This window comes from Enterobacter sp. MGH119 (assembly GCF_001037675.1).
In the GTDB taxonomy this organism is placed as follows: domain Bacteria; phylum Pseudomonadota; class Gammaproteobacteria; order Enterobacterales; family Enterobacteriaceae; genus Enterobacter; species Enterobacter hormaechei_C.
The window spans coordinates 475,323-496,663 of sequence record NZ_KQ089929.1 but is presented as its reverse complement, the minus strand read 5'-3'; the positions used below and the strand labels follow the sequence as shown (position 1 = coordinate 496,663).

Annotated in this window: 22 protein-coding genes, 1 tRNA gene and 1 other annotated feature; of the genes, 12 read left to right on the top strand and 11 right to left on the bottom strand. The window is 54.5% G+C overall.

Annotated features, from left to right (window positions below; genetic code table 11):
• Positions 1–31: 31 nt before the first annotated feature.
• A tRNA-Asn gene (locus tag SK53_RS02220) sits at positions 32–107 on the top strand.
• A 147-nt stretch (positions 108–254) separates the two neighbouring features.
• On the opposite strand, the gene SK53_RS02215 is transcribed toward SK53_RS02220, so the two are convergent.
• From SK53_RS02215 to dacD, 4 genes are all read right to left on the bottom strand, one after another.
• A complete protein-coding gene (locus tag SK53_RS02215; RefSeq protein WP_000450410.1) occupies positions 255–590 on the bottom strand; it encodes a DUF496 family protein in 336 nt (111 codons plus the stop codon).
• Between the two features lie 147 nt (positions 591–737).
• The gene (locus SK53_RS02210) at positions 738–1,796 is read right to left on the bottom strand and encodes an FUSC family protein (protein WP_003859506.1); all 1,059 of its coding nucleotides are present in this window, start codon (positions 1,794–1,796) and stop codon (positions 738–740) included.
• Between the two features lie 91 nt (positions 1,797–1,887).
• Positions 1,888–2,361 carry a DNA gyrase inhibitor SbmC gene (gene sbmC, locus SK53_RS02205; protein ID WP_023314443.1) on the bottom strand — a complete coding sequence of 158 codons (474 nt, stop codon included), beginning with the start codon at positions 2,359–2,361 and terminating at the stop codon, positions 1,888–1,890.
• 118 nt (positions 2,362–2,479) lie between these two features.
• Complete coding sequence (gene dacD / locus SK53_RS02200) at positions 2,480–3,652, bottom strand: serine-type D-Ala-D-Ala carboxypeptidase DacD (RefSeq protein ID WP_047740833.1); 1,173 nt, start codon at positions 3,650–3,652, stop codon at positions 2,480–2,482.
• A 191-nt stretch (positions 3,653–3,843) separates the two neighbouring features.
• On the opposite strand from dacD, the gene sbcB reads away from it, so the two are divergent.
• Entirely contained in the window at positions 3,844–5,280 is a 1,437-nt protein-coding gene (gene sbcB / locus SK53_RS02195; RefSeq protein WP_023314445.1) for an exodeoxyribonuclease I, read from the top strand.
• A gap of 123 nt (positions 5,281–5,403) precedes the next feature.
• On the opposite strand, the gene plaP is transcribed toward sbcB, so the two are convergent.
• The 4 genes from plaP to SK53_RS02180 all read right to left on the bottom strand — a co-directional run bounded on the left by plaP (position 5,404) and on the right by SK53_RS02180 (position 8,829).
• Entirely contained in the window at positions 5,404–6,762 is a 1,359-nt protein-coding gene (gene plaP / locus SK53_RS02190) for a putrescine/proton symporter PlaP (RefSeq protein ID WP_003859499.1), read from the bottom strand.
• Positions 6,752–6,814, bottom strand: a complete 63-nt coding sequence (yoeI, locus tag SK53_RS23470; RefSeq protein ID WP_099458931.1) for a membrane protein YoeI — start codon at positions 6,812–6,814, stop codon at positions 6,752–6,754. The genes plaP and yoeI overlap by 11 nt, the downstream gene beginning before the upstream one ends.
• Before the next feature lie 219 nt (positions 6,815–7,033).
• Positions 7,034–7,963 carry a LysR substrate-binding domain-containing protein gene (locus SK53_RS02185; protein ID WP_023314446.1) on the bottom strand — a complete coding sequence of 310 codons (930 nt, stop codon included), beginning with the start codon at positions 7,961–7,963 and terminating at the stop codon, positions 7,034–7,036.
• A 41-nt stretch (positions 7,964–8,004) separates the two neighbouring features.
• Positions 8,005–8,829: an SDR family oxidoreductase gene (locus SK53_RS02180; protein WP_023314447.1), complete on the bottom strand. Its 825-nt coding sequence runs from the start codon at positions 8,827–8,829 to the stop codon at positions 8,005–8,007.
• A 172-nt stretch (positions 8,830–9,001) separates the two neighbouring features.
• Between SK53_RS02180 and hisL the strand changes: the two genes are divergently transcribed.
• The 9 genes from hisL (at position 9,002) to hisIE (ending at position 16,218) form a co-directional block, all read left to right on the top strand.
• Positions 9,002–9,052 carry a his operon leader peptide gene (hisL, locus tag SK53_RS23465; protein ID WP_099516347.1) on the top strand — a complete coding sequence of 17 codons (51 nt, stop codon included), beginning with the start codon at positions 9,002–9,004 and terminating at the stop codon, positions 9,050–9,052.
• Positions 9,028–9,151: a sequence feature (His leader region), on the top strand. Its footprint overlaps the gene before it by 25 nt.
• A 45-nt stretch (positions 9,152–9,196) precedes the next feature.
• Positions 9,197–10,096 (top strand): ATP phosphoribosyltransferase, encoded by a 900-nt coding sequence (gene hisG / locus SK53_RS02175; protein WP_003859492.1) that lies wholly within the window; start codon positions 9,197–9,199, stop codon positions 10,094–10,096.
• A gap of 5 nt (positions 10,097–10,101) precedes the next feature.
• Complete coding sequence (gene hisD / locus SK53_RS02170) at positions 10,102–11,406, top strand: histidinol dehydrogenase (RefSeq protein WP_048208406.1); 1,305 nt, start codon at positions 10,102–10,104, stop codon at positions 11,404–11,406.
• Positions 11,403–12,464: a histidinol-phosphate transaminase gene (hisC, locus tag SK53_RS02165; protein ID WP_048208404.1), complete on the top strand. Its 1,062-nt coding sequence runs from the start codon at positions 11,403–11,405 to the stop codon at positions 12,462–12,464. The genes hisD and hisC overlap by 4 nt, the downstream gene beginning before the upstream one ends.
• Complete coding sequence (gene hisB, locus SK53_RS02160) at positions 12,461–13,528, top strand: bifunctional histidinol-phosphatase/imidazoleglycerol-phosphate dehydratase HisB (protein WP_003859487.1); 1,068 nt, start codon at positions 12,461–12,463, stop codon at positions 13,526–13,528. The genes hisC and hisB overlap by 4 nt, the downstream gene beginning before the upstream one ends.
• A complete protein-coding gene (gene hisH / locus SK53_RS02155; RefSeq protein ID WP_032609636.1) occupies positions 13,528–14,118 on the top strand; it encodes an imidazole glycerol phosphate synthase subunit HisH in 591 nt (196 codons plus the stop codon). The genes hisB and hisH overlap by 1 nt, the downstream gene beginning before the upstream one ends.
• Entirely contained in the window at positions 14,118–14,855 is a 738-nt protein-coding gene (gene hisA / locus SK53_RS02150) for a 1-(5-phosphoribosyl)-5-[(5-phosphoribosylamino)methylideneamino]imidazole-4-carboxamide isomerase (protein WP_045330397.1), read from the top strand. Before hisH ends, hisA begins: the two co-directional genes overlap by 1 nt.
• A complete protein-coding gene (gene hisF, locus SK53_RS02145) occupies positions 14,837–15,613 on the top strand; it encodes an imidazole glycerol phosphate synthase subunit HisF (protein ID WP_003859481.1) in 777 nt (258 codons plus the stop codon). Before hisA ends, hisF begins: the two co-directional genes overlap by 19 nt.
• Positions 15,607–16,218, top strand: coding sequence for a bifunctional phosphoribosyl-AMP cyclohydrolase/phosphoribosyl-ATP diphosphatase HisIE (hisIE, locus tag SK53_RS02140; RefSeq protein WP_048208401.1), 612 nt, complete (start codon positions 15,607–15,609; stop codon positions 16,216–16,218). Before hisF ends, hisIE begins: the two co-directional genes overlap by 7 nt.
• 39 nt (positions 16,219–16,257) lie before the next feature.
• Here the strand turns inward: hisIE and wzzB are convergent, their stop codons facing one another.
• Complete coding sequence (gene wzzB / locus SK53_RS02135) at positions 16,258–17,238, bottom strand: LPS O-antigen chain length determinant protein WzzB (protein WP_048208399.1); 981 nt, start codon at positions 17,236–17,238, stop codon at positions 16,258–16,260.
• 192 nt (positions 17,239–17,430) lie between these two features.
• Between wzzB and SK53_RS02130 the strand changes: the two genes are divergently transcribed.
• Positions 17,431–18,435 (top strand): NAD-dependent epimerase, encoded by a 1,005-nt coding sequence (locus SK53_RS02130; RefSeq protein WP_048208398.1) that lies wholly within the window; start codon positions 17,431–17,433, stop codon positions 18,433–18,435.
• A 49-nt stretch (positions 18,436–18,484) separates the two neighbouring features.
• On the opposite strand, the gene ugd is transcribed toward SK53_RS02130, so the two are convergent.
• Both ugd and gndA read right to left on the bottom strand, forming a co-directional pair.
• Positions 18,485–19,651: a UDP-glucose 6-dehydrogenase gene (gene ugd / locus SK53_RS02125; RefSeq protein WP_045343191.1), complete on the bottom strand. Its 1,167-nt coding sequence runs from the start codon at positions 19,649–19,651 to the stop codon at positions 18,485–18,487.
• Between the two features lie 224 nt (positions 19,652–19,875).
• A complete protein-coding gene (gene gndA, locus SK53_RS02120; RefSeq protein WP_045896134.1) occupies positions 19,876–21,282 on the bottom strand; it encodes an NADP-dependent phosphogluconate dehydrogenase in 1,407 nt (468 codons plus the stop codon).
• Positions 21,283–21,341 lie beyond the last annotated feature (59 nt).

Sequence of the window (21,341 nt, the reverse complement as noted above, 5' to 3'; positions counted from 1 at the left end):
TTTCGCCGCTAAGATAAGCCTCCACAACGATTCCTCTGTAGTTCAGTCGGTAGAACGGCGGACTGTTAATCCGTATGTCACTGGTTCGAGTCCAGTCAGAGGAGCCAAATTTAAAAAGCCTGCTTTTAGAGCAGGCTTTTTGCTTTTTTGCGTTCGGTAAAATTGTCGGGTGGCGGCTTCGCCTTACCCGACCTACGTGATAACAGTCCTGTAGGCCCGGTAAGCGCAGCGCCACCGGGCAACAGAGTGTGCGATTACTCGCCTTTCGCGTCGACGTTTTTGATTTCGCCCATCACTTTCAGCTTCTTGGAGATGTCGCGACGCTCTTTGGACAGCTCAGCGTTTTTGATGATGTAGTCATCAACGCGATCTTCATAATCGCTCTTCATGCTGGCGATGATGCCCTGAATAGCTTCAACGCTCATACCTGGCTTGATGTAGTCGCTCAGGTTGTCCAGCAGCAGGACACGTTTCTGGTTGTCACGGATCTTCTTCTCTACGTCCTGGATTTCGCGCTGTAGCTTGTTTTTGCGGCGGAACAGGCGGACGAACTCCAGAACATCCTGGAACGAAGGCTTGGTAGTTTCCATTTTTACACCCCTGATAATGTGAGATTCGGATTCGTTAAAGCAACCGTTTTAACAGACAGCGGCTGCGAATGACAATGAGTATATCGTTTAAAACCATCATAACCCTAATTGTTGCTGAATCGAAGCAGCAGGCATCACATACGCTTTTTATTTGCGCAGAGCCCGGCAAATCAGCTGCGATAACAACTCCAGCTGCCGCGCCAGCTCCATACTCAGCCAGACATAACCATGGATGGGCGTTTCCGCCACATTGTCGCCCTGGCGCTCATTCATCAGCTGTTTGAGCTCGGCGACGATTTCGTTCAGCCGCTCGCTGTTCGCCCGTATTGGCTGCGGGTTACCTTCATAGAGCGCATGAGCGATGGTCAGCAGGGTTTGTTGCGTCATCTGCTGCGTCTCTTTCAGCGTATGCGCGTTGAGCATCAGAAGATGGCTGGGGCGTGAGGCCCAGTGGGCATTGATTTGCAGTTCAAGCATACAGACCAGATTACGGCTGACCGTCTGAATAGCTTCAAAGATGGCTTTCTGGATATGGGTTTCTTTGCTTGCTGGCGTAATTAACCCGCGCATTTTGACCACATCATTGAGGATTTTTTGCAGATGCTTTTCCAGCCGCGGACGCTCAATCAGATTCGGCGAAAACCCGGCCTGGTAGACCCGGTTAAATGCCGTGACGTAGTTTGCCATCTGAATGCGCCAGTGCAGGAAGGCGCGCTGCGGCCAGATGCCGGTAAACAGCATGGCGAGCAACGAGCCGAGGATCACGTCCCCGCTTCGCCACAATGCGGTGGTCATATCGCCCGCAGGTGCGCCGACCACAACCGCGAGCGTAATGCCAATCAGCAGCGCCTGATACGGTTTCTTGCCGAGGGCCAGCCATCCGCAAAGAAACATCGCCACCGCGCACCACAGCAACATGAACGGAAATGAAATCAGCTCCAGCTTCAGGGCGATAAGCCCAAGCGCTGAGCCTAAAACGGTACCGCCTATACGTTCGAAAGCGCGCGGGACCACGTTCCCCCAGAATGAGATCGGCCCCATCACCACCACCAGCGTGATCAGCGGCCACGTCCCTTCCGGGATATCCAGCAAACGAACCAGTACGAAGGTCAACACAAACGCCAGCGCAATGCGGCAACCGTGCACCACGCGATAATGTTTGTATAACCGAATTTCAAAAGGGGTTAATGACTTGTCGGGGCGCACACCCGTCTCCAGCTCTACGGCAAACCACAATTGTACTGTGTTTTCAGCCGGGTGGATCGCGCCCGGCTGAAAAACCCTGCGTTTCGCAGGATTATCCCACTTTGTGCTCTACCGGTACAAACATCTCAATATCCCAGTAGCCGTCAGCATTGCCATCGTTCAGATAGCGTTCGAAGCAGGGTTTTGCTGCAATCTGGAATTTGCTGTCTTCCAGAAGGGAGTTGAAGAACTGATACCACGGCGTGGCGAAATCATGATTTTCGACGCGCGCGGCAGCAATAGCATATTCTCCGGCAGCAATTTCGGTCATCATCACCCCTTCGCTGTTTTCAGGAATAGTGAAATCGTCTACTACCGTTACGGCGGTAACGCAGCGGAGCTTTTCTGCCGGCACGTCATCCGGATTGTCATAATAAACGGCCACCCACTCCTGCGGCTGAATATGACGACCATCTACCCACATGACCAGCTGTTCAAATCCCTGCTTGACCGTCTTTTCCCACGGCCCCACGAGATGAAAGCCTGCAATCGTACGTTTCTGTTGCTGCCTGATGCTGTAGTCCATGCTGCCTCCGTTTATTACTGTATATATATACACTGTTAAGCAGAATCGAGATTATCGGCAATCCAGGAGTGTTTATTATGTGAGCAGACTCGCAACACTGCCAGTCTGCCCGAAAAGGTCAGAGTTTATGATGCAGATAGTCGCCAAGACGGGAGAAAAGCCCACCCTTTTCAACGCTTTCCAGCGTAACCAATGGCCAGTGCGCGACCACCTTGTCACGATCGTACAGCTGGATCTCCCCTACCCGCTGATGCGCGGCGATCGGCGCTTCCAGCTCTTTTTTATCCATCACGTATTTCGCCTTGATGTTCGGCACTTCCGATTTGGGTAATGCCAGCCAGAAGTCCTGATCCGTGCCCAGCGCGATCTGCTCTTTATCACCGTACCAGATGCGCTCGGTTCCCACTTTTTTACCGTTATGCAGGATCTGCACCGTATCAAAATTTTGCTGTCCCCAGTGCAGCAGCTTGCGCGCCTGATCTTCACGTCCTTTCGGGCTGTCTGCCCCCATCACCACCGCAATCAGTCGACGCTGACCGTCCACCGCTGAGGCAATCAGGTTAAAGCCCGCGCCCGAGGTGTGTCCCGTTTTCAGGCCATCCACGTTCATGGTCTTATCCCACAGCAGGCCGTTGCGGTTCTGCTGGGTGATGCCGTTCCAGGTCAGGCTCTTCTCGCTGTACATGTGGTAGAACTCAGGCTCGCCGTGAATGATGGCCCGGGAAAGCACGGCGAGATCGTAGGCGGAGCTGTGCTGACCCGGTGCATCCAGCCCGTGTACGGTTTCGAAGTGGGTATCGCGCAGGTTCAGTTTTTCAACATAGTCATTCATCATCCTGACGAACTGCGGCTGACCGCCCGCCACGTGATCCGCCAGCGCCACGCAGGCATCATTGCCGGAATCAACAATCAGGCCGCGGCTGAGATCGCGCACGGAAACCCGATCGCCCTCCTTCAGAAACATCAGCGACGAACCGTCAAAGACCGGATTGCCTTTTGCCCAGGCGTCACGTCCGACCGTCACAATGTCATCGGGGCTGATGCGGTGGCTATCAATGGCGCGATCGACAACGTACCCCGTCATCAGTTTGGTCAGGCTCGCCGGATTGCGCTGCTGATGTTCGTTGCCCGCCGTTAAGATTTGACCCGTGGTGTAATCCATCAATACCCAGGAGCCAGCCTGGATGGCAGGCGGCTGAGGTGAAAAATCCAGCGGCTCGGCAGCCAGCGCGGATGAAATACTCGAAGCGAGTAAAGAAACAGCAATAAACAGACGGCGTTTCAACGGTATATCCTCAGGTCAGTAAAAATCGATGACCTTTTTACGGGAGTTCTGATGTCGTTACCTGCCTTAATTGCAAAAAAATGTGACAGAACGCAGATTTTTTCGGAACAAATCTCGCAAATTTCTTGCCTGACGGTGCTTTTTGTTCGGACTGCTCACCCCAATCGTTTACCATAGAGACGTCAACTTTTAACAGGATGAGATTACTGGTGTCTGACTCTGCCGCGCGCCCGACTTTTTTGTTCCATGATTACGAAACCTTTGGCACCCATCCGGCGCTGGACCGACCGGCGCAGTTTGCGGCTATCCGTACCGATGACGAATTTAACGTCATCGGCGAACCCGAGGTGTTTTACTGTAAGCCCGCCGATGACTATCTGCCGCAGCCGGGCGCGGTGATGGTGACGGGCATCACGCCTCAGGAAGCGCGGGATAAAGGCGTTAGCGAAGCAGAATTTGCCCGTCGCATCCACGACCTGTTCACGGTGCCCAATACCTGCGTGGTGGGTTACAACAACATCCGTTTTGACGATGAAGTGACGCGCAATATCTTCTACCGCAACTTCTACGATCCGTACGCCTGGAGCTGGCAGAACCGTAATTCACGCTGGGATTTGCTGGATATCATGCGCGCCTGCTATGCGCTGCGCCCGGAGGGGATTAACTGGCCGGAGAATGACGACGGCTTGCCGAGCTTCAGGCTCGAGCACCTGACGCGGGCCAACGGCATTGAGCACAGCAATGCCCACGACGCGATGGCAGACGTTTACGCGACCATCGCAATGGCGAAACTTGTAAAAACCGCGCAGCCGCGCCTGTTTGAGTATCTGTTGAGCCATCGCAGCAAGCAAAAGCTGATGACGCTGATTGACGTGCCGCAGATGAAACCGCTGGTGCATATTTCAGGGATGTTCGGCGCGTGGCGCGGGAACACAAGCTGGGTGGCGCCGCTTGCCTGGCATCCGGACAACCGTAACGCCGTCATCATGGTGGATCTCGCCGGAGATATCTCCCCGCTGCTTGAGCTCGACAGCGACACCTTACGTGAACGGCTCTATACGCCGAAAGAGGCGCTGGGTGACCTGCCAGCCGTACCGGTAAAACTGGTGCACATTAATAAGTGCCCGGTGCTGGCGCAGGCCAACACGCTACGCCCGGAAGACGCCGACCGGCTGGGGATTAACCGTCAGCACTGCCTCGATAACCTGAAAGTGCTGCGCGACAACCCGCAGGTGCGCGAGAAAGTCGTCGCCATTTTTGCCGAAGCAGAGCAGTTCGTGCCGTCTGAGAATGTGGATGCGCAGCTTTATAACGGCTTCTTCAGCGATGCCGATCGCGCGGCGATGAATATCGTGCTGCAAACCGACCCGCGTAACCTGCCCGCGCTGGATATCACCTTCGCAGATAAGCGCATTGAGAAGCTGATATTTAATTATCGCGCGCGTAACTATCCCGGCACGCTGGATGAAGCAGAGCAGGAACGCTGGTTACAGCATCGGCGCAACGTGTTTACGCCGGAGTTTCTTAATAGCTACGCCCAGGAGCTGGAGATGCTTTACGGTCAGTATGAAGGGAATGCTGAGAAGCAGGCGCTGCTGAAAGCGCTGTTCCAGTATGCGCAAGAGATTGTCTGAATAGCGGGTACAAAAAAGCCGGAGGCGATGTCTCCGGCTTTTTTTTTGCCCGATGGCGCTTCGCTTACGCGGGCCTGCGGGGTATTTAGGTCGGGTAAGACGTAGCCGCCACCCGACGCAGTCTTACGCGACGTCTTCGTACTGAGGAACCGGGTTGCGGAAGCTCTTCGTCACACAGGCCAGGTAAACCAGGCCGATACCTGCCCAAATCAGGCCAAGCACCATTGAGCTCTCTTCCAGGTTAACCCACAGCGCGCCCACGGTCATAGCACCACACATCGGCAGGAACAGATACTGGAAGTGGTCTTTCAGCGTCTTGTTACGCTTTTCACGGATCCAGAACTGAGAGATCACCGACAGGTTAACAAAGGTAAACGCCACCAGCGCACCAAAGTTAATCAGCGCCGTTGCCATCACCAGGTCAAAGTTAATCGCCAGAAGCGCGATCGCACCGACCAGAATGATGTTCATCGCCGGGGTACGCCATGTTGGATGCACGTAGCCGAAGAAGCTTTTCGGGAATACGCCATCGCGGCCCATAACGTACATCAGACGCGCAACGCCTGCATGTGCGGCCATACCGGACGCCAGTACGGTGATGGTGGAGAAGATCAGCGCGCCGACCTGGAACGCTTTACCCGCCACATAGAGCATAATTTCCGGCTGAGAAGCATCCGGATCTTTGAAGCGAGAGATATCCGGGAAGTACAGCTGGAGGAAATAGGTCGAGAAAATAAAGATCAGGCCACCAATCAGCGCCGTCAGGAAGATTGCACGCGGAATTACGCGCTCTGCATCTTTCGTTTCTTCAGACAGGTTGCTGATACCATCAAAACCGGTAAAGGAGAAGCACAGAATCGTCGCCCCGGTAATCATCGGGATCACATGCGCATCACCAGACCAGAACGGCTTGCTGCTCGCCAGAGTGCCCGCGCCTTCACCGTGGAACACACCGTAAATCACCATGCCGAGGATCACGGCAATCAGTACAACCTGAAGCACAACGATAACGGAGTTAAAGTTGGCAACGGACTTGATGCTGCGAAGGTTGAAGGCCGTCATAAAGGCCACCAGCGCCACGACGAACATCCAGGATGGAATCGATGGCACCAGCGCTTCAAAATAAATTTTTGCCAGCAGAATGTTGATCATCGGCGCGAACAGATAGTCGAGCAGCGAAGACCAGCCCACCATAAAGCCCACCGTCGGGCTGATGGATTTCTGGGCATAGGTGTAGGCGGAACCGGCAGACGGATAGCGGCGCACCAGTTTACCGTAGCTGAGCGCGGTAAAGAGGATCGCAATCAGTGCAAAGCCGTAAGCCGTCGGCACATGACCGTCCGTGAGGCCTGAAACGATACCGAATGTATCGAACAGCGTCATCGGTTGCATATAGGCAAGGCCCATCATGACAACCGGAATCAACGTAAGCGTTTTACGTAATTCCACGCGAGAGGTGTTTGGAGTTGCGTTATGCGACATAGTTATTCTCCTTTACGGTGATAACCGCCACGTAAGCGAAAAATTGCCCCATTTCTTTCTTCCTCAGCGACAACAACTGTCGGATTTTAGTAAGTATCTATCCGGTACGAAGCCCGGCCTCTTGGTTTTTAGTTTCGTTTCGTACATGCAAAAAAAAATAACCGACGCCTTTTATATCGTCGATTATTTATTTGTTTGCAGCGGCGGCATTTTGCCCTATTCAAGATACAAAAGGCAATACATTGAGAAACCTGCCCATAAAATAATTTTTCTAACTGGTTGATTTACCATCATCTGCCTGAGTGTAAACTGTCGCGATAGCACTATTTGCTAAAATTTCGTCTCGCCACCAGGCGCTGGCAAGGCCGGCGGTCTGTTCATTCCAGCCCACCCATACCGATTCGTTACTGCTCTGCGCTAAAACTTGTTTTTCCACCAGCGCTCCGCTGTCAATAAACCGCTGCGCTAAATAACGGGGAAGGTAACCGCACCCCAGGCCGCTTATTTGCAGCTCCAGCTTGGTTTTAAAATCAAAAACGGTGATGGCCTCCTGCTCATCCAGCAGCTGCGATGAAATGCCGCACTCGGGGCGAGAACTGTCTCCAACCACAATGGCACGATAGTTTTTAATGACGCGTCGGGTAACCGGCTCCGGTTCATTCGCCAGCGGGTGATGAGGCGCAACGGCAAAAACCTGCTCCAGAACACCCAGCCGCGCAAAACCAAATTCGCTCAACTGGGGAGGCTCATGCAGCGCGCCAACGATGATATCCGCCCTGCCCTGCGTCAGGGCCTCCCAGGAACCGCCCAGCACGCCATTGATAAAAACCAACCGCGTGACGCTGTGGCGCTGATAGAACGCCTCAATAAGCGGGGTAAGCAGGGAGAAAGGGAATGTATCATCAACCCCAATCACCAGCTCATTTTCCCAGCCCTGGTGAAGCTTAACGGCCTGTTTTTCCAGCTCGCGAACCGTATGCAGCACGTCACGCCCTTTTTCCAGCAGCATCTGCCCTGTACGGGTGAAACGCGCGCGATGCCCGGTGCGGTCAAGGATTTGGATATTAAGATCGCTCTCGAGCTTTTGCACGGTGTAGCTCAGAGCCGAAGGGGTTTTATAGAGCTTCGCCGAGGCGGCGGCAAAGCTCCCCTCTTTTTCCAGCGCATCCAGAATAACAAGAACATCCAGCAGCGGTTTCATCTTCGCCCCCTTGCGGTGTGCGATTGTCTCCGCCGGCGCAATTATTCCATGGGCATTACCAGCGGATCGGGATACTGATATTCAAATCCCAGTTCATGGCAAATACGATTGCCATCAATAATTTTGCCTTTGCGCTCCCCCTGCGCATCACTGAATACCGGCGGCGCCAGGCCAAGCTGGCGCGCCATCAGCGGATAAAAGGTACTACGCGGCGGATGCGAAGGCGCACATATATTATAGATGTGCCCCCCTTTCGGAGCCTGTAAAAGCAGCTCTATTGCACCGATAACATCTTCAAGGTGTACAAGGTTAACGCCGTGCTGGCCATCCGGCGCGGATTTACCGGCAAAGAAGCGTCCCGGATGACGCCCCGGCCCCACCAGCCCGGCGAGGCGTAAAATATCCACCTGCGTGCCAGGCAGATTGTGCAGCCAGTCTTCCAGCTCTTTCAGCACCCGGCCGCTGGCGGTCACCGGACGGCGCTCGGTGTTTTCTTTCGCCGTACCGTCGATATCGCCATAGACGGAGGTGGAGCTGGTGAAAATGATGCGCGGGATATGGTGCGCCAGGGCGCTGTCGACAATCTCCTGCACCGCCTGCAAGTAAAACGTCTCGCCCGGGCCGCTGCGCCGCGCCGGTAAGGTAATGACCAGCGCGTCCACATTCATCAGTTCATCCAGCTCGTCGGTATCGCAGATAAGCTCGGGTTCGAGACGCAGCTCGACACCATCAATGCCGCACATGCGTGCCGCTTCAACCCCATCTCGGGTGGTCTTACTCCCTGTCACCTGCCAGCCTTTCGCGGCTAATGACATCGCCAGTGGCATTCCTAACCATCCTAACCCGACAATCGCGACCTTTTTCATTACATTCTCCGCTTAACGATGCCTGTTATAAGGCTACGCCAGCCTGGTGGAACGCACAATTCATACCATCAATATGAAATGAATTAATGATCAAAAAAAGCCCTTGCTTTATGGCGTACAACTGGTTTAGGTTAAAAGACATCAAATGCATAAGCATTCAACGAGAATTTATATGACACGCGTTCCTTTTAAAAACCACCATCATCACCATCATCCTGACTAGTCTTTCAGGCGATGTGTGCTGGAAGACGTTTGGATCTTCCAGTGGTGCATGAACGCATGAAAAAGCCCCCGGAAGATCTTCTTCCGGGGGCTTTTTTTTGGACCGCATTCAGACAGGTTAAAACAGGTTAACGAGGAACACAGAATGTTAGATAACTCACGTTTACGCATAGCTATTCAAAAATCAGGCCGTTTAAGCGACGATTCACGCGAACTGCTGGCCCGCTGCGGGATTAAAATCAACCTGCACACCCAGCGCCTGATCGCCCTGGCTGAAAATATGCCGATCGACATTCTGCGCGTACGTGATGACGATATCCCGGGCCTGGTGATGGATGGCGTCGTTGATCTCGGCATCATCGGCGAAAACGTACTGGAAGAAGAGTTGTTAACCCGCCGCGCGCAGGGCGAAGATCCGCGCTACTTTACCCTGCGTCGTCTGGACTTTGGCGGCTGCCGCCTGTCGCTGGCCACGCCGGTCGATGAAGCCTGGGACGGCCCGGCCGCGCTGAACGGCAAACGTATCGCCACCTCTTACCCTCACCTGCTGAAGCGTTACCTCGATCAAAAAGGCGTGCAGTTTAAATCCTGTCTGCTGAATGGCTCTGTTGAAGTGGCGCCGCGTGCGGGCCTGGCCGATGCCATCTGTGACCTCGTCTCCACCGGCGCCACGCTCGAAGCGAACGGCCTGCGCGAAGTGGAGGTGATCTACCGCTCCAAAGCGTGCCTTATCCAGCGCGACGGCGAGATGGCCGACGCCAAACAGCAGCTCATCGACAAACTGCTGACCCGCATTCAGGGCGTGATTCAGGCGCGTGAATCCAAATACATCATGATGCACGCGCCAACCGAGCGTCTGGAGGAAGTGATTGCCCTGCTGCCGGGCGCTGAGCGTCCAACCATTCTGCCGCTGGCGGGCGACCAGCAGCGCGTGGCGATGCACATGGTGAGCAGCGAAACCCTGTTCTGGGAAACCATGGAAAAACTGAAGGCGCTGGGCGCAAGCTCCATTCTGGTGCTGCCAATTGAGAAGATGATGGAGTAACGACCATGAGCTTTAACACAATCATCGACTGGAATACCTGTAGCGACGCGCAACAGCGCGAGCTGCTGATGCGCCCGGCAATTTCCGCTTCGGAGAGCATCACCCGCACCGTGGCGGAGATCCTCGATAACGTCAAAGCCCGCGGAGACGACGCGCTGCGCGAGTACAGCGCGAAGTTTGACAAGACGGAAGTCGGCGCTTTACAGGTTACCGAGCAGGAAATCAATGATGCCAGCAATCGTCTGGGTGATGACATCAAACAGGCGATGGCCGTCGCGGTGAAAAATATTGATACCTTCCACACCGCGCAGAAATTGCAGGCGGTGGATGTGGAAACCTTGCCCGGCGTGCGCTGCCAGCAGGTGACGCGCCCGGTGGCGTCCGTCGGCCTCTATATTCCCGGCGGCTCTGCCCCGCTGTTTTCGACCGTCCTGATGCTGGCCACCCCGGCACGTATTGCCGGTTGTCAGAAGGTTGTGCTCTGCTCTCCGCCACCGATCGCCGACGAGATCCTGTACGCGGCGAAGCTGTGCGGCGTGCAGGCGATCTATAAAGTGGGCGGTGCGCAGGCGATTTCCGCCCTGGCGTTCGGGACGGGATCCATTCCTAAGGTCGACAAAATCTTTGGTCCGGGCAATGCGTACGTAACCGAAGCGAAGCGTCAGGTCAGCCAGCGTCTGGACGGCGCGGCGATTGATATGCCTGCCGGTCCGTCTGAAGTGCTGGTGATTGCCGACAGCGGCGCTACACCGGATTTCGTGGCCTCTGACCTGCTCTCGCAGGCCGAGCACGGCCCTGACTCGCAGGTGATTTTACTGACGCCAGATGCCGACATGGCAAAACGCGTGGGCAACGCCGTTGAGCGTCAGCTGGCTGACCTGCCGCGTGCGGAAACGGCGCGTCAGGCGCTATTGGCCAGCCGCCTGATTGTGGCTCGCGATCTTGACCAGTGCATCGCCATCTCCAACCAGTACGGTCCTGAGCACCTGATTATTCAGACCCGTAACGCGCGCGATCTGGTCGACAGCATAACAAGCGCAGGCTCAGTGTTCCTCGGGGACTGGTCACCGGAATCCGCCGGGGATTACGCCTCCGGCACCAACCACGTGCTGCCCACGTATGGCTATACCTCAACCTGCTCCAGCCTGGGGCTGGCGGATTTCCAGAAGCGCATGACCGTGCAGGAACTCTCCCGCGAGGGATTTGCCTCGCTGGCGTCGACCATTGAAACCCTGGCCGCCGCCGAGCGCCTGACTGCCCACAAAAATGCCGTGACGCTGCGCGTTGCCGCCCTGAAGGAGCAAGCATGAACATCGAAGAATTAGCCCGCGAAAATGTCCGTCGCCTGACGCCCTATCAGTCTGCGCGTCGTCTGGGCGGCAACGGCGACGTCTGGCTGAATGCCAACGAATACCCCACGGCGGTGGCCTTTGAGCTGTCGCAGCAGACGCTGAACCGCTACCCGGAGTGTCAGCCGAAAGCGGTGATCGAGAACTATGCGCAGTATGCAGGCGTAAAGCCTGAGCAGGTGCTGGTCAGCCGTGGGGCGGATGAAGGGATTGAGCTGCTGATCCGCGCCTTCTGCGAGCCGGGTAAAGACGCGGTGATGTACTGCCAGCCGACCTACGGCATGTACAGCGTCAGCGCCGAAACCTTTGGCGTGGCCTGCCGCAACGTGCAGGCGCTGGACAACTGGCAGCTGGATTTGCAGGGCATCGCCGATAACCTCGACGGCGTGAAGGTGGTGTTTGTCTGTAGCCCGAATAACCCCACCGGGCAGATTATTCATCCGCAGGATATCCGCACCCTGCTGGAGATGACGCGCGGCAAGGCGCTGGTCGTCGCTGATGAAGCCTACATTGAGTTCTGCCCACAGGCGACACTGGCAGGCTGGCTTGAAGAGTATCCGCATCTCGTTGTGCTGCGTACCCTTTCCAAAGCCTTCGCCCTCGCCGGCCTTCGCTGTGGATTTACGCTGGCGAATAAAGCGATTATCGACCTGCTGCTGAAAGTCATCGCCCCGTATCCGCTCTCGACGCCGGTTGCCGATATTGCGGCACAGGCGCTGGCCCCGCAGGGCATCAGCGCGATGCGCGAGCGTGTGGCGCAGATCCTGGAAGAGCGTCAGTATCTTGTCGATGCCCTGAAAACGATTCCGTGCGTGGAAGAGGTGTTCGACTCGGAAACCAACTACATCCTGGTGCGCTTCACCGCCTCAAGCGCGATATTTAAATCGTTGTGGGATCAGGGCATTATCTTACGAGACCAGAATAAACAACCTACCCTGAGCGGCTGCCTGCGTATTACCGTCGGCACCCGTGCAGAGAGCCAGCGCGTGATTGACGCCCTGAAAGCGGAGAAAGTATGAGTCAGAAGTATCTCTTTATCGATCGTGACGGCACCATCATCTCGGAGCCACCCAGCGATTTTCAGGTCGATCGTTTCGACAAGCTGGCCTTTGAACCCGATGTGATCCCGGTGCTGCTGAAGCTTCAGAAAGCAGGCTATAAGCTGGTGATGATCACCAACCAGGATGGTCTGGGCACCGACAGCTTCCCGCAGGCGGACTTTGACGGCCCGCACAACCTGATGATGCAGGTGCTGACCTCGCAGGGCATCGCCTTCGACGAGGTGCTTATCTGCCCGCATATGCCTGCCGACGAGTGTGACTGCCGGAAGCCGAAATTGAAGCTTGTTGAACGTTATCTGGCTGAAGAGGCGCTGGATAAAGCCAACAGCTATGTGATCGGGGATCGCGTCACGGATATCACGCTGGCGGAAAACATGGGCATTGCGGGTCTGCGCTATAACCGCGACACGCTAAACTGGGCGATGATTGGCGAGCAGCTCACCAGACGCGACCGCTATTCCCACGTTGAACGCAACACCAAAGAGACGCAGATCGACGTGAAGGTCTGGCTCGACCGCGAAGGCGGCAGCAAGATCCACACCGGCGTCGGTTTCTTTGACCACATGCTGGATCAAATCGCCACGCACGGCGGCTTCCGTATGGAGATCACGGTTAAGGGCGACCTGTATATCGACGATCACCACACCGTGGAAGATACCGGCCTGGCGCTGGGCGAAGCCCTGAAGCTGGCGCTCGGCGACAAGCGCGGCATCAACCGCTTCGGCTTTGTTCTGCCGATGGACGAGTGCCTGGCGCGCTGCGCGATGGATATCTCCGGACGTCCGCACCTGGAATATAAAGCTGACTTCACCTACCAGCGCGTGGGCGATCTCAGCACCGAGATGGTGGAACACTTCTTCCGCTCGCTTTCTTACACTATGGGCCTGACGCTGCACCTGAAAACCAAAGGCAAAAACGATCACCACCGCGTCGAGAGCCTGTTCAAAGCCTTTGGCCGTACCCTGCGCCAGGCGATCCGCGTGGAAGGTGACGCCCTGCCCTCGTCGAAAGGAGTGCTGTAATGAACGTGGTGATTCTGGACACCGGATGCGCCAATCTGAACTCCGTACAGTCGGCGATTATGCGCCACGGCTACGAGCCGTTGGTGAGCCGCGACCCGGACGTGGTGCTGCGTGCGGATAAACTCTTTCTGCCGGGCGTAGGCACCGCCCAGGCGGCGATGGATCAGATCCACGAGCGCGAGCTGGTTGATCTCATCAAAGCCTGTACTCAACCGGTGCTGGGCATTTGCCTCGGGATGCAGCTGCTTGGCCGCCGCAGCGAAGAGAGCAACGGTGTCGATCTGCTGGGCATTATAGAAGAAGACGTGCCGAAAATGACCGACCACGGCCTGCCGCTGCCGCACATGGGCTGGAACCGCGTTTATCCGAAGGCGGGCAACAGGCTGTTCCAGGGTATTGAAGACGGCGCGTACTTCTATTTCGTCCACAGCTACGCCATGCCCGTGAATACCTACACCATCGCCCAGTGCAATTACGGCGAGGCGTTCACCGCCGCCGTGCAGAAAGATAACTTTTACGGCGTGCAGTTTCACCCGGAACGCTCCGGTGCCGCCGGTGCGCAACTGCTGAAAAATTTCCTGGAGATGTGATGATAATTCCCGCTTTAGATTTAATTGACGGCACGGTTGTTCGTCTCCACCAGGGCGATTACGGGCAGCAGCGCGACTACGGCAACGACCCGCTGCCGCGGTTACAGGCTTACGCCGCCGAGGGCGCTGAGGTGTTGCATCTGGTCGATCTGACCGGCGCGAAAGATCCGGCGAAGCGCCAGATCCCGCTGCTTAAAACACTGGTGGCTGGCGTGGACGTCCCGGTGCAGGTGGGCGGCGGCGTGCGTACGGAAGCCGATGTTGCCGCCTTACTGGACGCGGGCGTGGCGCGCGTGGTGGTCGGTTCGACCGCTGTGAAAGATCCTGAGACGGTCAAGGGCTGGTTCCGCCGCTTCGGTGCGGATGCGCTGGTGCTGGCGCTGGATGTACGCATTGACGAGCAGGGTAATAAGCAGGTCGCGGTCAGCGGCTGGCAGGAAAACTCCGGCGTAACGCTGGAAGAGCTGGTCGGGATGTATCTCCCGGTAGGGCTGAAGCATGTGCTGTGCACGGATATTTCACGCGATGGTACGCTCGCAGGATCTAACGTCTCGCTGTATGAAGAGGTATGCGCGCGTTATCCGCAGGTGGCGTTTCAGTCCTCTGGCGGTATCGGCGACCTGGCGGATATCGCCGCTCTGCGCGGAACCGGAGTACGCGGCGTGATCGTGGGTCGCGCGCTGCTGGAAGGCAAATTTACGGTGAAGGAGGCGATTCAATGCTGGCAAAACGGATAATTCCCTGCCTGGACGTGCGTGATGGTCAGGTTGTAAAAGGCGTGCAGTTCCGCAACCATGAGATCATTGGCGACATCGTTCCTCTGGCAAAACGCTATGCCGAAGAAGGCGCAGACGAACTGGTATTTTACGATATCACCGCCTCCAGCGATGGCCGCGTGGTGGACAAAAGCTGGGTGGCGCGCGTGGCAGAGGTGATTGATATACCCTTCTGCGTGGCGGGCGGGATTAAATCTGCTGACGATGCGGCGAAAATTCTCTCTTTCGGTGCGGACAAAATTTCGATTAACTCCCCTGCGCTTGCAGATCCGGAGCTGATTACGCGTCTGGCGGACCGCTTTGGCGTGCAGTGCATTGTCGTGGGGATCGACACCTGGTTTGATACCGCGACGGGCAAATATCACGTTAACCAGTACACCGGCGATGAAAGCCGCACGCGCGTCACCCAATGGGAGACGCTGGACTGGGTGCAGGAAGTTCAAAAACGCGGTGCAGGTGAAATCGTGCTGAACATGATGAACCAGGACGGCGTTCGTAACGGTTACGACCTCGAGCAGCTGAAAAAAGTGCGCGCGGTCTGCCAGGTTCCGCTGATTGCCTCCGGCGGCGCAGGCACCATGGAACACTTCCTTGAAGCCTTCCGCGATGCGAACGTGGACGGCGCGCTGGCCGCCTCCGTGTTCCATAAACAGATTATCAATATTGGTGAGTTAAAAACGTACCTGGCCGACCAGGGCGTGGAGATCAGGGTATGTTAACAGAGCAACAACAGGCGCAGCTGGACTGGGAAAAAACTGACGGATTACTGCCGGTGGTTGTACAGCATGCCGTTTCAGGCGAAGTGCTGATGCTGGGATACATGAACCAGGAGGCACTGACAAAAACGCTCGACAGCGGCAAGGTGACGTTTTTCTCGCGCACCAAACAGCGCCTGTGGACGAAAGGGGAAACCTCGGGTCACTTCCTGAATGTGGTCAGCATTACGCCAGACTGCGACAACGACACCCTGCTGGTGCTGGTCAACCCGATTGGGCCGACCTGTCACAAAGGCACCAGCAGCTGCTTCGGTGAGGCGAGCCACCAGTGGCTGTTTCTCTATCAGCTGGAACAGCTGCTGGCAGAACGTAAATCAGCGGATCCTGAGAGCTCATACACGGCGAAGCTGTACGCCAGCGGCACCAAACGTATTGCGCAGAAAGTGGGTGAGGAAGGCGTTGAAACGGCGCTGGCGGCCACCGTGCATGACCGTGAGGAGCTGACGAACGAAGCGTCTGATTTGATGTATCACCTGCTGGTGCTGCTTCAGGATCAGAAGCTGGATTTAACGACGGTGATTGAGAATTTGCGAAAACGACATAAATAAAAAAAGACCGGGGAGACCCGGTCTTTTTTTATGTGTAAATCAGGCTCTTGGTTTGTAGTTTTTCAGCGCGTTACGGCCGAGGACGACAGCAGAACCGATAATCCCGCCGAGGAGAACGGCAAGGATGAGGGTAATAGCAATTTTCGGGCTGTCGCGTCGGATAGGAAGGTTCGGCTTCATGACGTAACGATAGACGTGAATAGTGTCTGGGTTAACGTTGAGATTCTGGATATCCAGTAAGTTCTGTTTGGTTTGGTAGTAAGCGCCTGAGAAGACCAGCGGACGTGACGCTTCGTTATCAATCATTGATTTCAGCGCTGCTGTCCCCAACAGGAACATAGTTTCTTGAGTCACATCCTGTGTTTGCTGAATCTGGGGTGTAGTAATCTTCGCGGCTTCCGCATTCTTAAATGACTCAGTGATCTGTTTAATACGCAGATCTTTTTGCTCCTGTGCGACTTTCTCCTGGTTCTGGAGGGAGTCGTTCAGGGTTGTGATCTGCTGCTTGAGATTGTCATTGAGGTCAAGCGTCAGTTCTTTTGCTGTCTGTTCATCGATCTGCTGGATATATTGCGCAAGCTGCTTTTGTGCCGCTTCAGCTGTCTCCCCCTGGTAGGTTACGGTCAAAGGTAAACCTTGACCTTTTACAGTAGGTTCAATAGTCAGTTCTTCGGGGTCTTCCTGATTCTCAAGTGCTTGTGCCAAAGCAGAGAAAGAAGAGTTGAAACGACTGATAGCTCGAGATTGAATGTCCAGCATTGAGGGAGCAGCACCGCCATAGAGAATATTCAACGCATTGGAATAAGTAGCTATTTGAGCAGCATCAGGTTGAGCAATGATAGCCGATGATGTCCATTTCTCTTTAGCAACAGTGATGTAAACAACGGCGAGAACGATAAAAGCAGCAATAACGGCCCCTATTACCCACTTACCACGCCACAGCTGTAGCACTAAATCCAGTAAATCAATTTGCTCCGGGTCATTGTTGCGTGTGACCAGGTTATCGTTGTTGTGCGTCATACAATCCCTAACAGATGAAAAAGGGCAAAAACAATCTTGTTTCCATAGTGTATCTGTTGCTGGCGATTTTTCTATAAGAATCCGATGAGTTATATCGGAAAGATGGGTTATGTAAGTGAAGTGCGACGCGCTATCATAGTCGGATTCTGATGTCCTGGGACATCAACAAGAACACTGTGAATGAGGGAAGCTATGAAATTTCTTGTAACGGGCGCCGCGGGCTTTATCGGTTCTCATGTCAGCAAGCGCCTGCTTGATGCAGGGCATGAAGTTGTTGGGCTTGATAATCTGAATGATTACTATGACCCAAACCTCAAGCTCGCTCGCCTCGAACTGCTCAAATCCGAGAGTTTCACTTTCCACAAGCTGGACTTAGCGGACCGCGAGGGCATGGCTGCGCTCTTCGCCAATGAAAAATTTGACCGCGTGATCCATCTTGCCGCCCAGGCGGGCGTGCGTTACTCGCTGGAAAACCCGCATGCCTACGCAGATTCTAACCTGGTAGGTCACCTGAACGTGCTGGAAGGCTGTCGCCACAACAAGGTTCAGCATCTTCTGTATGCTTCATCCAGCTCTGTCTACGGCCTCAACCGTAAAATGCCGTTTTCTACTGACGACTCCGTGGATCACCCGGTATCCCTGTATGCGGCAACCAAAAAAGCTAACGAGCTGATGTCGCATACCTATTCGCATCTGTACAACCTGCCGACCACTGGCCTCCGCTTCTTTACCGTCTACGGCCCGTGGGGCCGACCGGACATGGCGCTGTTCAAATTCACCAAAGCCATGATTGAAGGCAACAGCATCGACGTATACAACTACGGCAAGATGAAGCGCGACTTCACCTATATCGATGATATTGCGGAGGCGATTATTCGCCTACAGGACGTTATTCCTCAGGCCGATGCCGACTGGACGGTCGAAGCCGGTTCGCCAGCAACCAGCTCTGCCCCGTATCGCGTGTATAACATCGGTAACAGCTCACCTGTCGAACTAATGGATTACATCACCGCGCTTGAAGAGGCGCTGGGGAAAGAAGCGGTGAAAAATATGATGCCGATCCAGCCGGGGGACGTGCTGGAGACCAGTGCGGACACCAAAGCGCTGTATGACGTTATTGGGTTTAAACCACAAACCTCAGTCAAAGAAGGCGTGAAAAACTTCGTCGACTGGTACCGCAACTTCTATAACGTTTAAAAACAAAAAACCCGGCACAGTGCCGGGTTTTTTTATATCACGATTTTGATCAGTCGCTGCCGAACAAATCGCGGGTATAGACTTTATCTTTCACGTCCGCCAGCTCTTCCGCCATACGGTTGGAGATAATTACATCCGCTTCTTTCTTAAACGCATCCAGATCGCGGATCACACGCGAATGGAAGAACTCATCTTCCTGCATCGCCGGTTCATAAATAATGACCTGCACGCCCTTCGCCTTAATACGCTTCATGATCCCCTGAATGGAAGAAGCGCGGAAGTTATCGGAACCGCTCTTCATGATCAGACGATAAACACCCACCACTTTCGGCTGACGCGCCAGAATGGAATCCGAGATAAAGTCTTTACGCGTGCGGTTGGCATCCACAATGGCGGAAATCAGGTTGTTCGGCACCGCCTGATAGTTAGCCAGCAGCTGCTTGGTATCTTTTGGCAGGCAGTAACCACCGTAACCGAAGGACGGGTTGTTGTAATGGTTACCGATACGCGGGTCAAGACACACGCCCTCGATGATCTGACGGGTGTTCAGACCTAAGCTCTCGGCATAGCTGTCCAGCTCGTTGAAGTAAGCCACACGCATCGCCAGATAGGTATTGGCGAAAAGCTTAATGGCCTCTGCCTCGGTGGAATCGGTGAACAGGACAGGAATATCTTTTTTGATTGCGCCTTCCTGAAGCAACGCAGCAAAACGCTCTGCACGCTCGGAACGCTCGCCAATCACGATACGGGATGGGTGCAGGTTATCGTATAACGCCCTGCCCTCGCGGAGAAATTCCGGCGAGAAGAAGACATTATCAATACCCAACTCTTCTTTAATTGATTTGGTGAAACCCACTGGAATTGTCGACTTGATGATCATCACTGCGTTCGGGTTGATTGCCGTAACGTCTTTGATCACCGCTTCAACGGTTGAGGTATTGAAGTAGTTGGTTTTAGGATCGTAGTCGGTTGGGGTGGCAATGATGACGAAATCCGCATCGCGATAAGCGTCTTCTTTATCCGTGGTAGCGCGGAAATTAAGCGACTTATTAGAAAGGTAATCCTGAATCTCTTTATCGACAATCGGAGACTTCTTCTGATTGAGCATATCCACTTTGGCCTGCACGATATCCAGCGCAACCACTTCATGGTTTTGTGCAATCAGAATACCGTTCGAGAGTCCGACATAGCCTGTTCCGGAAATAGTTATTTTCATTCGCTAATGACTTCTTTAAGTTAACTGAACAGATGGTCGCCTGACCATCGCGATAAACTTGGCTGTTGGGCTTTGTACCTCCTGCCCGACAGAACTGTCAAGGCAAACCAGGAGTAATCCCCGCGAGAGGACAAACATTCAGACAACTTCGAAACGAATTGTTATTTTTAGCGTAAAAAAACCCGGAGAGGTCTCCGGGTTATATTCACAACGAATCAATCAACTCATTCCAGCCATTCGGTGTGGAACACGCCTTCTTTATCAGTACGCTTATAGGTATGCGCACCGAAGTAGTCACGCTGTGCCTGAATCAGGTTAGCTGGCAGAACGGCAGAACGATAGCTGTCGTAGTATGCCACCGCAGCGGAGAAGGTCGGAACCGGGATACCATTCTGCACCGCGTACGCAACCACATCACGCAGCGCCTGCTGATATTCGTCAGCAATCTGCTTGAAGTAAGGTGCCAGCAGAAGGTTTGCGATACCCGCATTTTCAGCATAGGCATCGGTGATTTTTTGCAGGAACTGAGCACGAATGATACAGCCGGCACGGAAGATCTTCGCAATCTCACCGTAGTTCAGATCCCAGTTGTTCTCGTCTGAAGCTGCACGCAGCTGAGAGAAGCCCTGCGCGTAAGAGACGATTTTACCCAGATACAGCGCGCGACGGACTTTCTCAACGAACTCTGCTTTATCACCAGCGGGTTTGGCCTGAGGACCAGACAACACCTTAGATGCCGCCACACGCTGCTCTTTCAGAGAAGAGATATAACGTGCAAATACAGACTCGGTGATCAGGGACAGTGGCTCACCCAGATCCAGAGAGCTCTGGCTGGTCCATTTCCCGGTGCCTTTGTTCGCGGCTTCATCCAGAATCACATCAACCAGGTATTTACCCTCTTCATCTTTCTTGGTGAAGATATCTTTGGTGATGTCGATCAGGTAGCTGTTCAGCTCGCCTTTGTTCCACTCGGTGAAGGTCTTTGCGAGCTCCTCGTTGGAGAGGTTCAGACCGCCCTTCAGCAGAGAGTAGGCTTCAGCAATCAGCTGCATATCACCATATTCAATGCCGTTGTGAACCATTTTCACGTAATGACCAGCGCCATCAGGACCGATATATGTCACGCATGGCTCGCCGTCTTCAGCAACGGCTGCGATTTTAGTCAGGATTGGCGCAACCAGTTCGTACGCTTCTTTCTGACCGCCAGGCATGATGGATGGACCTTTCAGAGCGCCTTCTTCACCGCCGGATACGCCAGTACCAATGAAGTTAAAGCCTTCAGCAGACAGTTCACGGTTACGACGAATGGTGTCCTGGAAGAAGGTGTTGCCGCCATCGATAATGATGTCGCCTTTATCAAGATACGGTTTAAGTGAATCGATAGCAGCGTCGGTTCCTGCGCCCGCTTTCACCATTAACAGGATACGACGAGGTGTTTCCAGAGACTCAACGAACTCTTTAACCGTATAGAAAGGAACCAGTTTTTTGCCTGAATTCTCAGCGATGACTTCTTCGGTCTTATCACGGGAGCGGTTGAAAACGGAGACGGTATAACCACGGCTTTCGATGTTGAGCGCCAGGTTGCGCCCCATCACTGCCATACCGACAACGCCGATCTGTTGCTTGGACATTACATACTCCTGTCAGGTGTGGTCGCCACGCAAAAGACGTGGCTTGAATGTATCAATTA

Excerpts from the sequence above, each read along its gene's own strand:
- SK53_RS02215 (WP_000450410.1), bottom strand. The coding sequence starts at position 590 with ATGGAAACTACCAAGCCTTCGTTCCAGGATGTTCTGGAGTTCGTCCGC.
- sbmC (WP_023314443.1), bottom strand. The coding sequence starts at position 2,361 with ATGGACTACAGCATCAGGCAGCAACAGAAACGTACGATTGCAGGCTTT.
- sbcB (WP_023314445.1), top strand. The coding sequence starts at position 3,844 with ATGAGATTACTGGTGTCTGACTCTGCCGCGCGCCCGACTTTTTTGTTC.
- plaP (WP_003859499.1), bottom strand. The coding sequence starts at position 6,762 with ATGTCGCATAACGCAACTCCAAACACCTCTCGCGTGGAATTACGTAAA.
- SK53_RS02185 (WP_023314446.1), bottom strand. The coding sequence starts at position 7,963 with ATGAAACCGCTGCTGGATGTTCTTGTTATTCTGGATGCGCTGGAAAAA.
- SK53_RS02180 (WP_023314447.1), bottom strand. The coding sequence starts at position 8,829 with ATGAAAAAGGTCGCGATTGTCGGGTTAGGATGGTTAGGAATGCCACTG.
- hisG (WP_003859492.1), top strand. The coding sequence starts at position 9,197 with ATGTTAGATAACTCACGTTTACGCATAGCTATTCAAAAATCAGGCCGT.
- hisD (WP_048208406.1), top strand. The coding sequence starts at position 10,102 with ATGAGCTTTAACACAATCATCGACTGGAATACCTGTAGCGACGCGCAA.
- hisC (WP_048208404.1), top strand. The coding sequence starts at position 11,403 with ATGAACATCGAAGAATTAGCCCGCGAAAATGTCCGTCGCCTGACGCCC.
- hisB (WP_003859487.1), top strand. The coding sequence starts at position 12,461 with ATGAGTCAGAAGTATCTCTTTATCGATCGTGACGGCACCATCATCTCG.
- hisH (WP_032609636.1), top strand. The coding sequence starts at position 13,528 with ATGAACGTGGTGATTCTGGACACCGGATGCGCCAATCTGAACTCCGTA.
- hisA (WP_045330397.1), top strand. The coding sequence starts at position 14,118 with ATGATAATTCCCGCTTTAGATTTAATTGACGGCACGGTTGTTCGTCTC.
- hisF (WP_003859481.1), top strand. The coding sequence starts at position 14,837 with ATGCTGGCAAAACGGATAATTCCCTGCCTGGACGTGCGTGATGGTCAG.
- hisIE (WP_048208401.1), top strand. The coding sequence starts at position 15,607 with ATGTTAACAGAGCAACAACAGGCGCAGCTGGACTGGGAAAAAACTGAC.
- wzzB (WP_048208399.1), bottom strand. The coding sequence starts at position 17,238 with ATGACGCACAACAACGATAACCTGGTCACACGCAACAATGACCCGGAG.
- SK53_RS02130 (WP_048208398.1), top strand. The coding sequence starts at position 17,431 with ATGAAATTTCTTGTAACGGGCGCCGCGGGCTTTATCGGTTCTCATGTC.
- ugd (WP_045343191.1), bottom strand. The coding sequence starts at position 19,651 with ATGAAAATAACTATTTCCGGAACAGGCTATGTCGGACTCTCGAACGGT.
- gndA (WP_045896134.1), bottom strand. The coding sequence starts at position 21,282 with ATGTCCAAGCAACAGATCGGCGTTGTCGGTATGGCAGTGATGGGGCGC.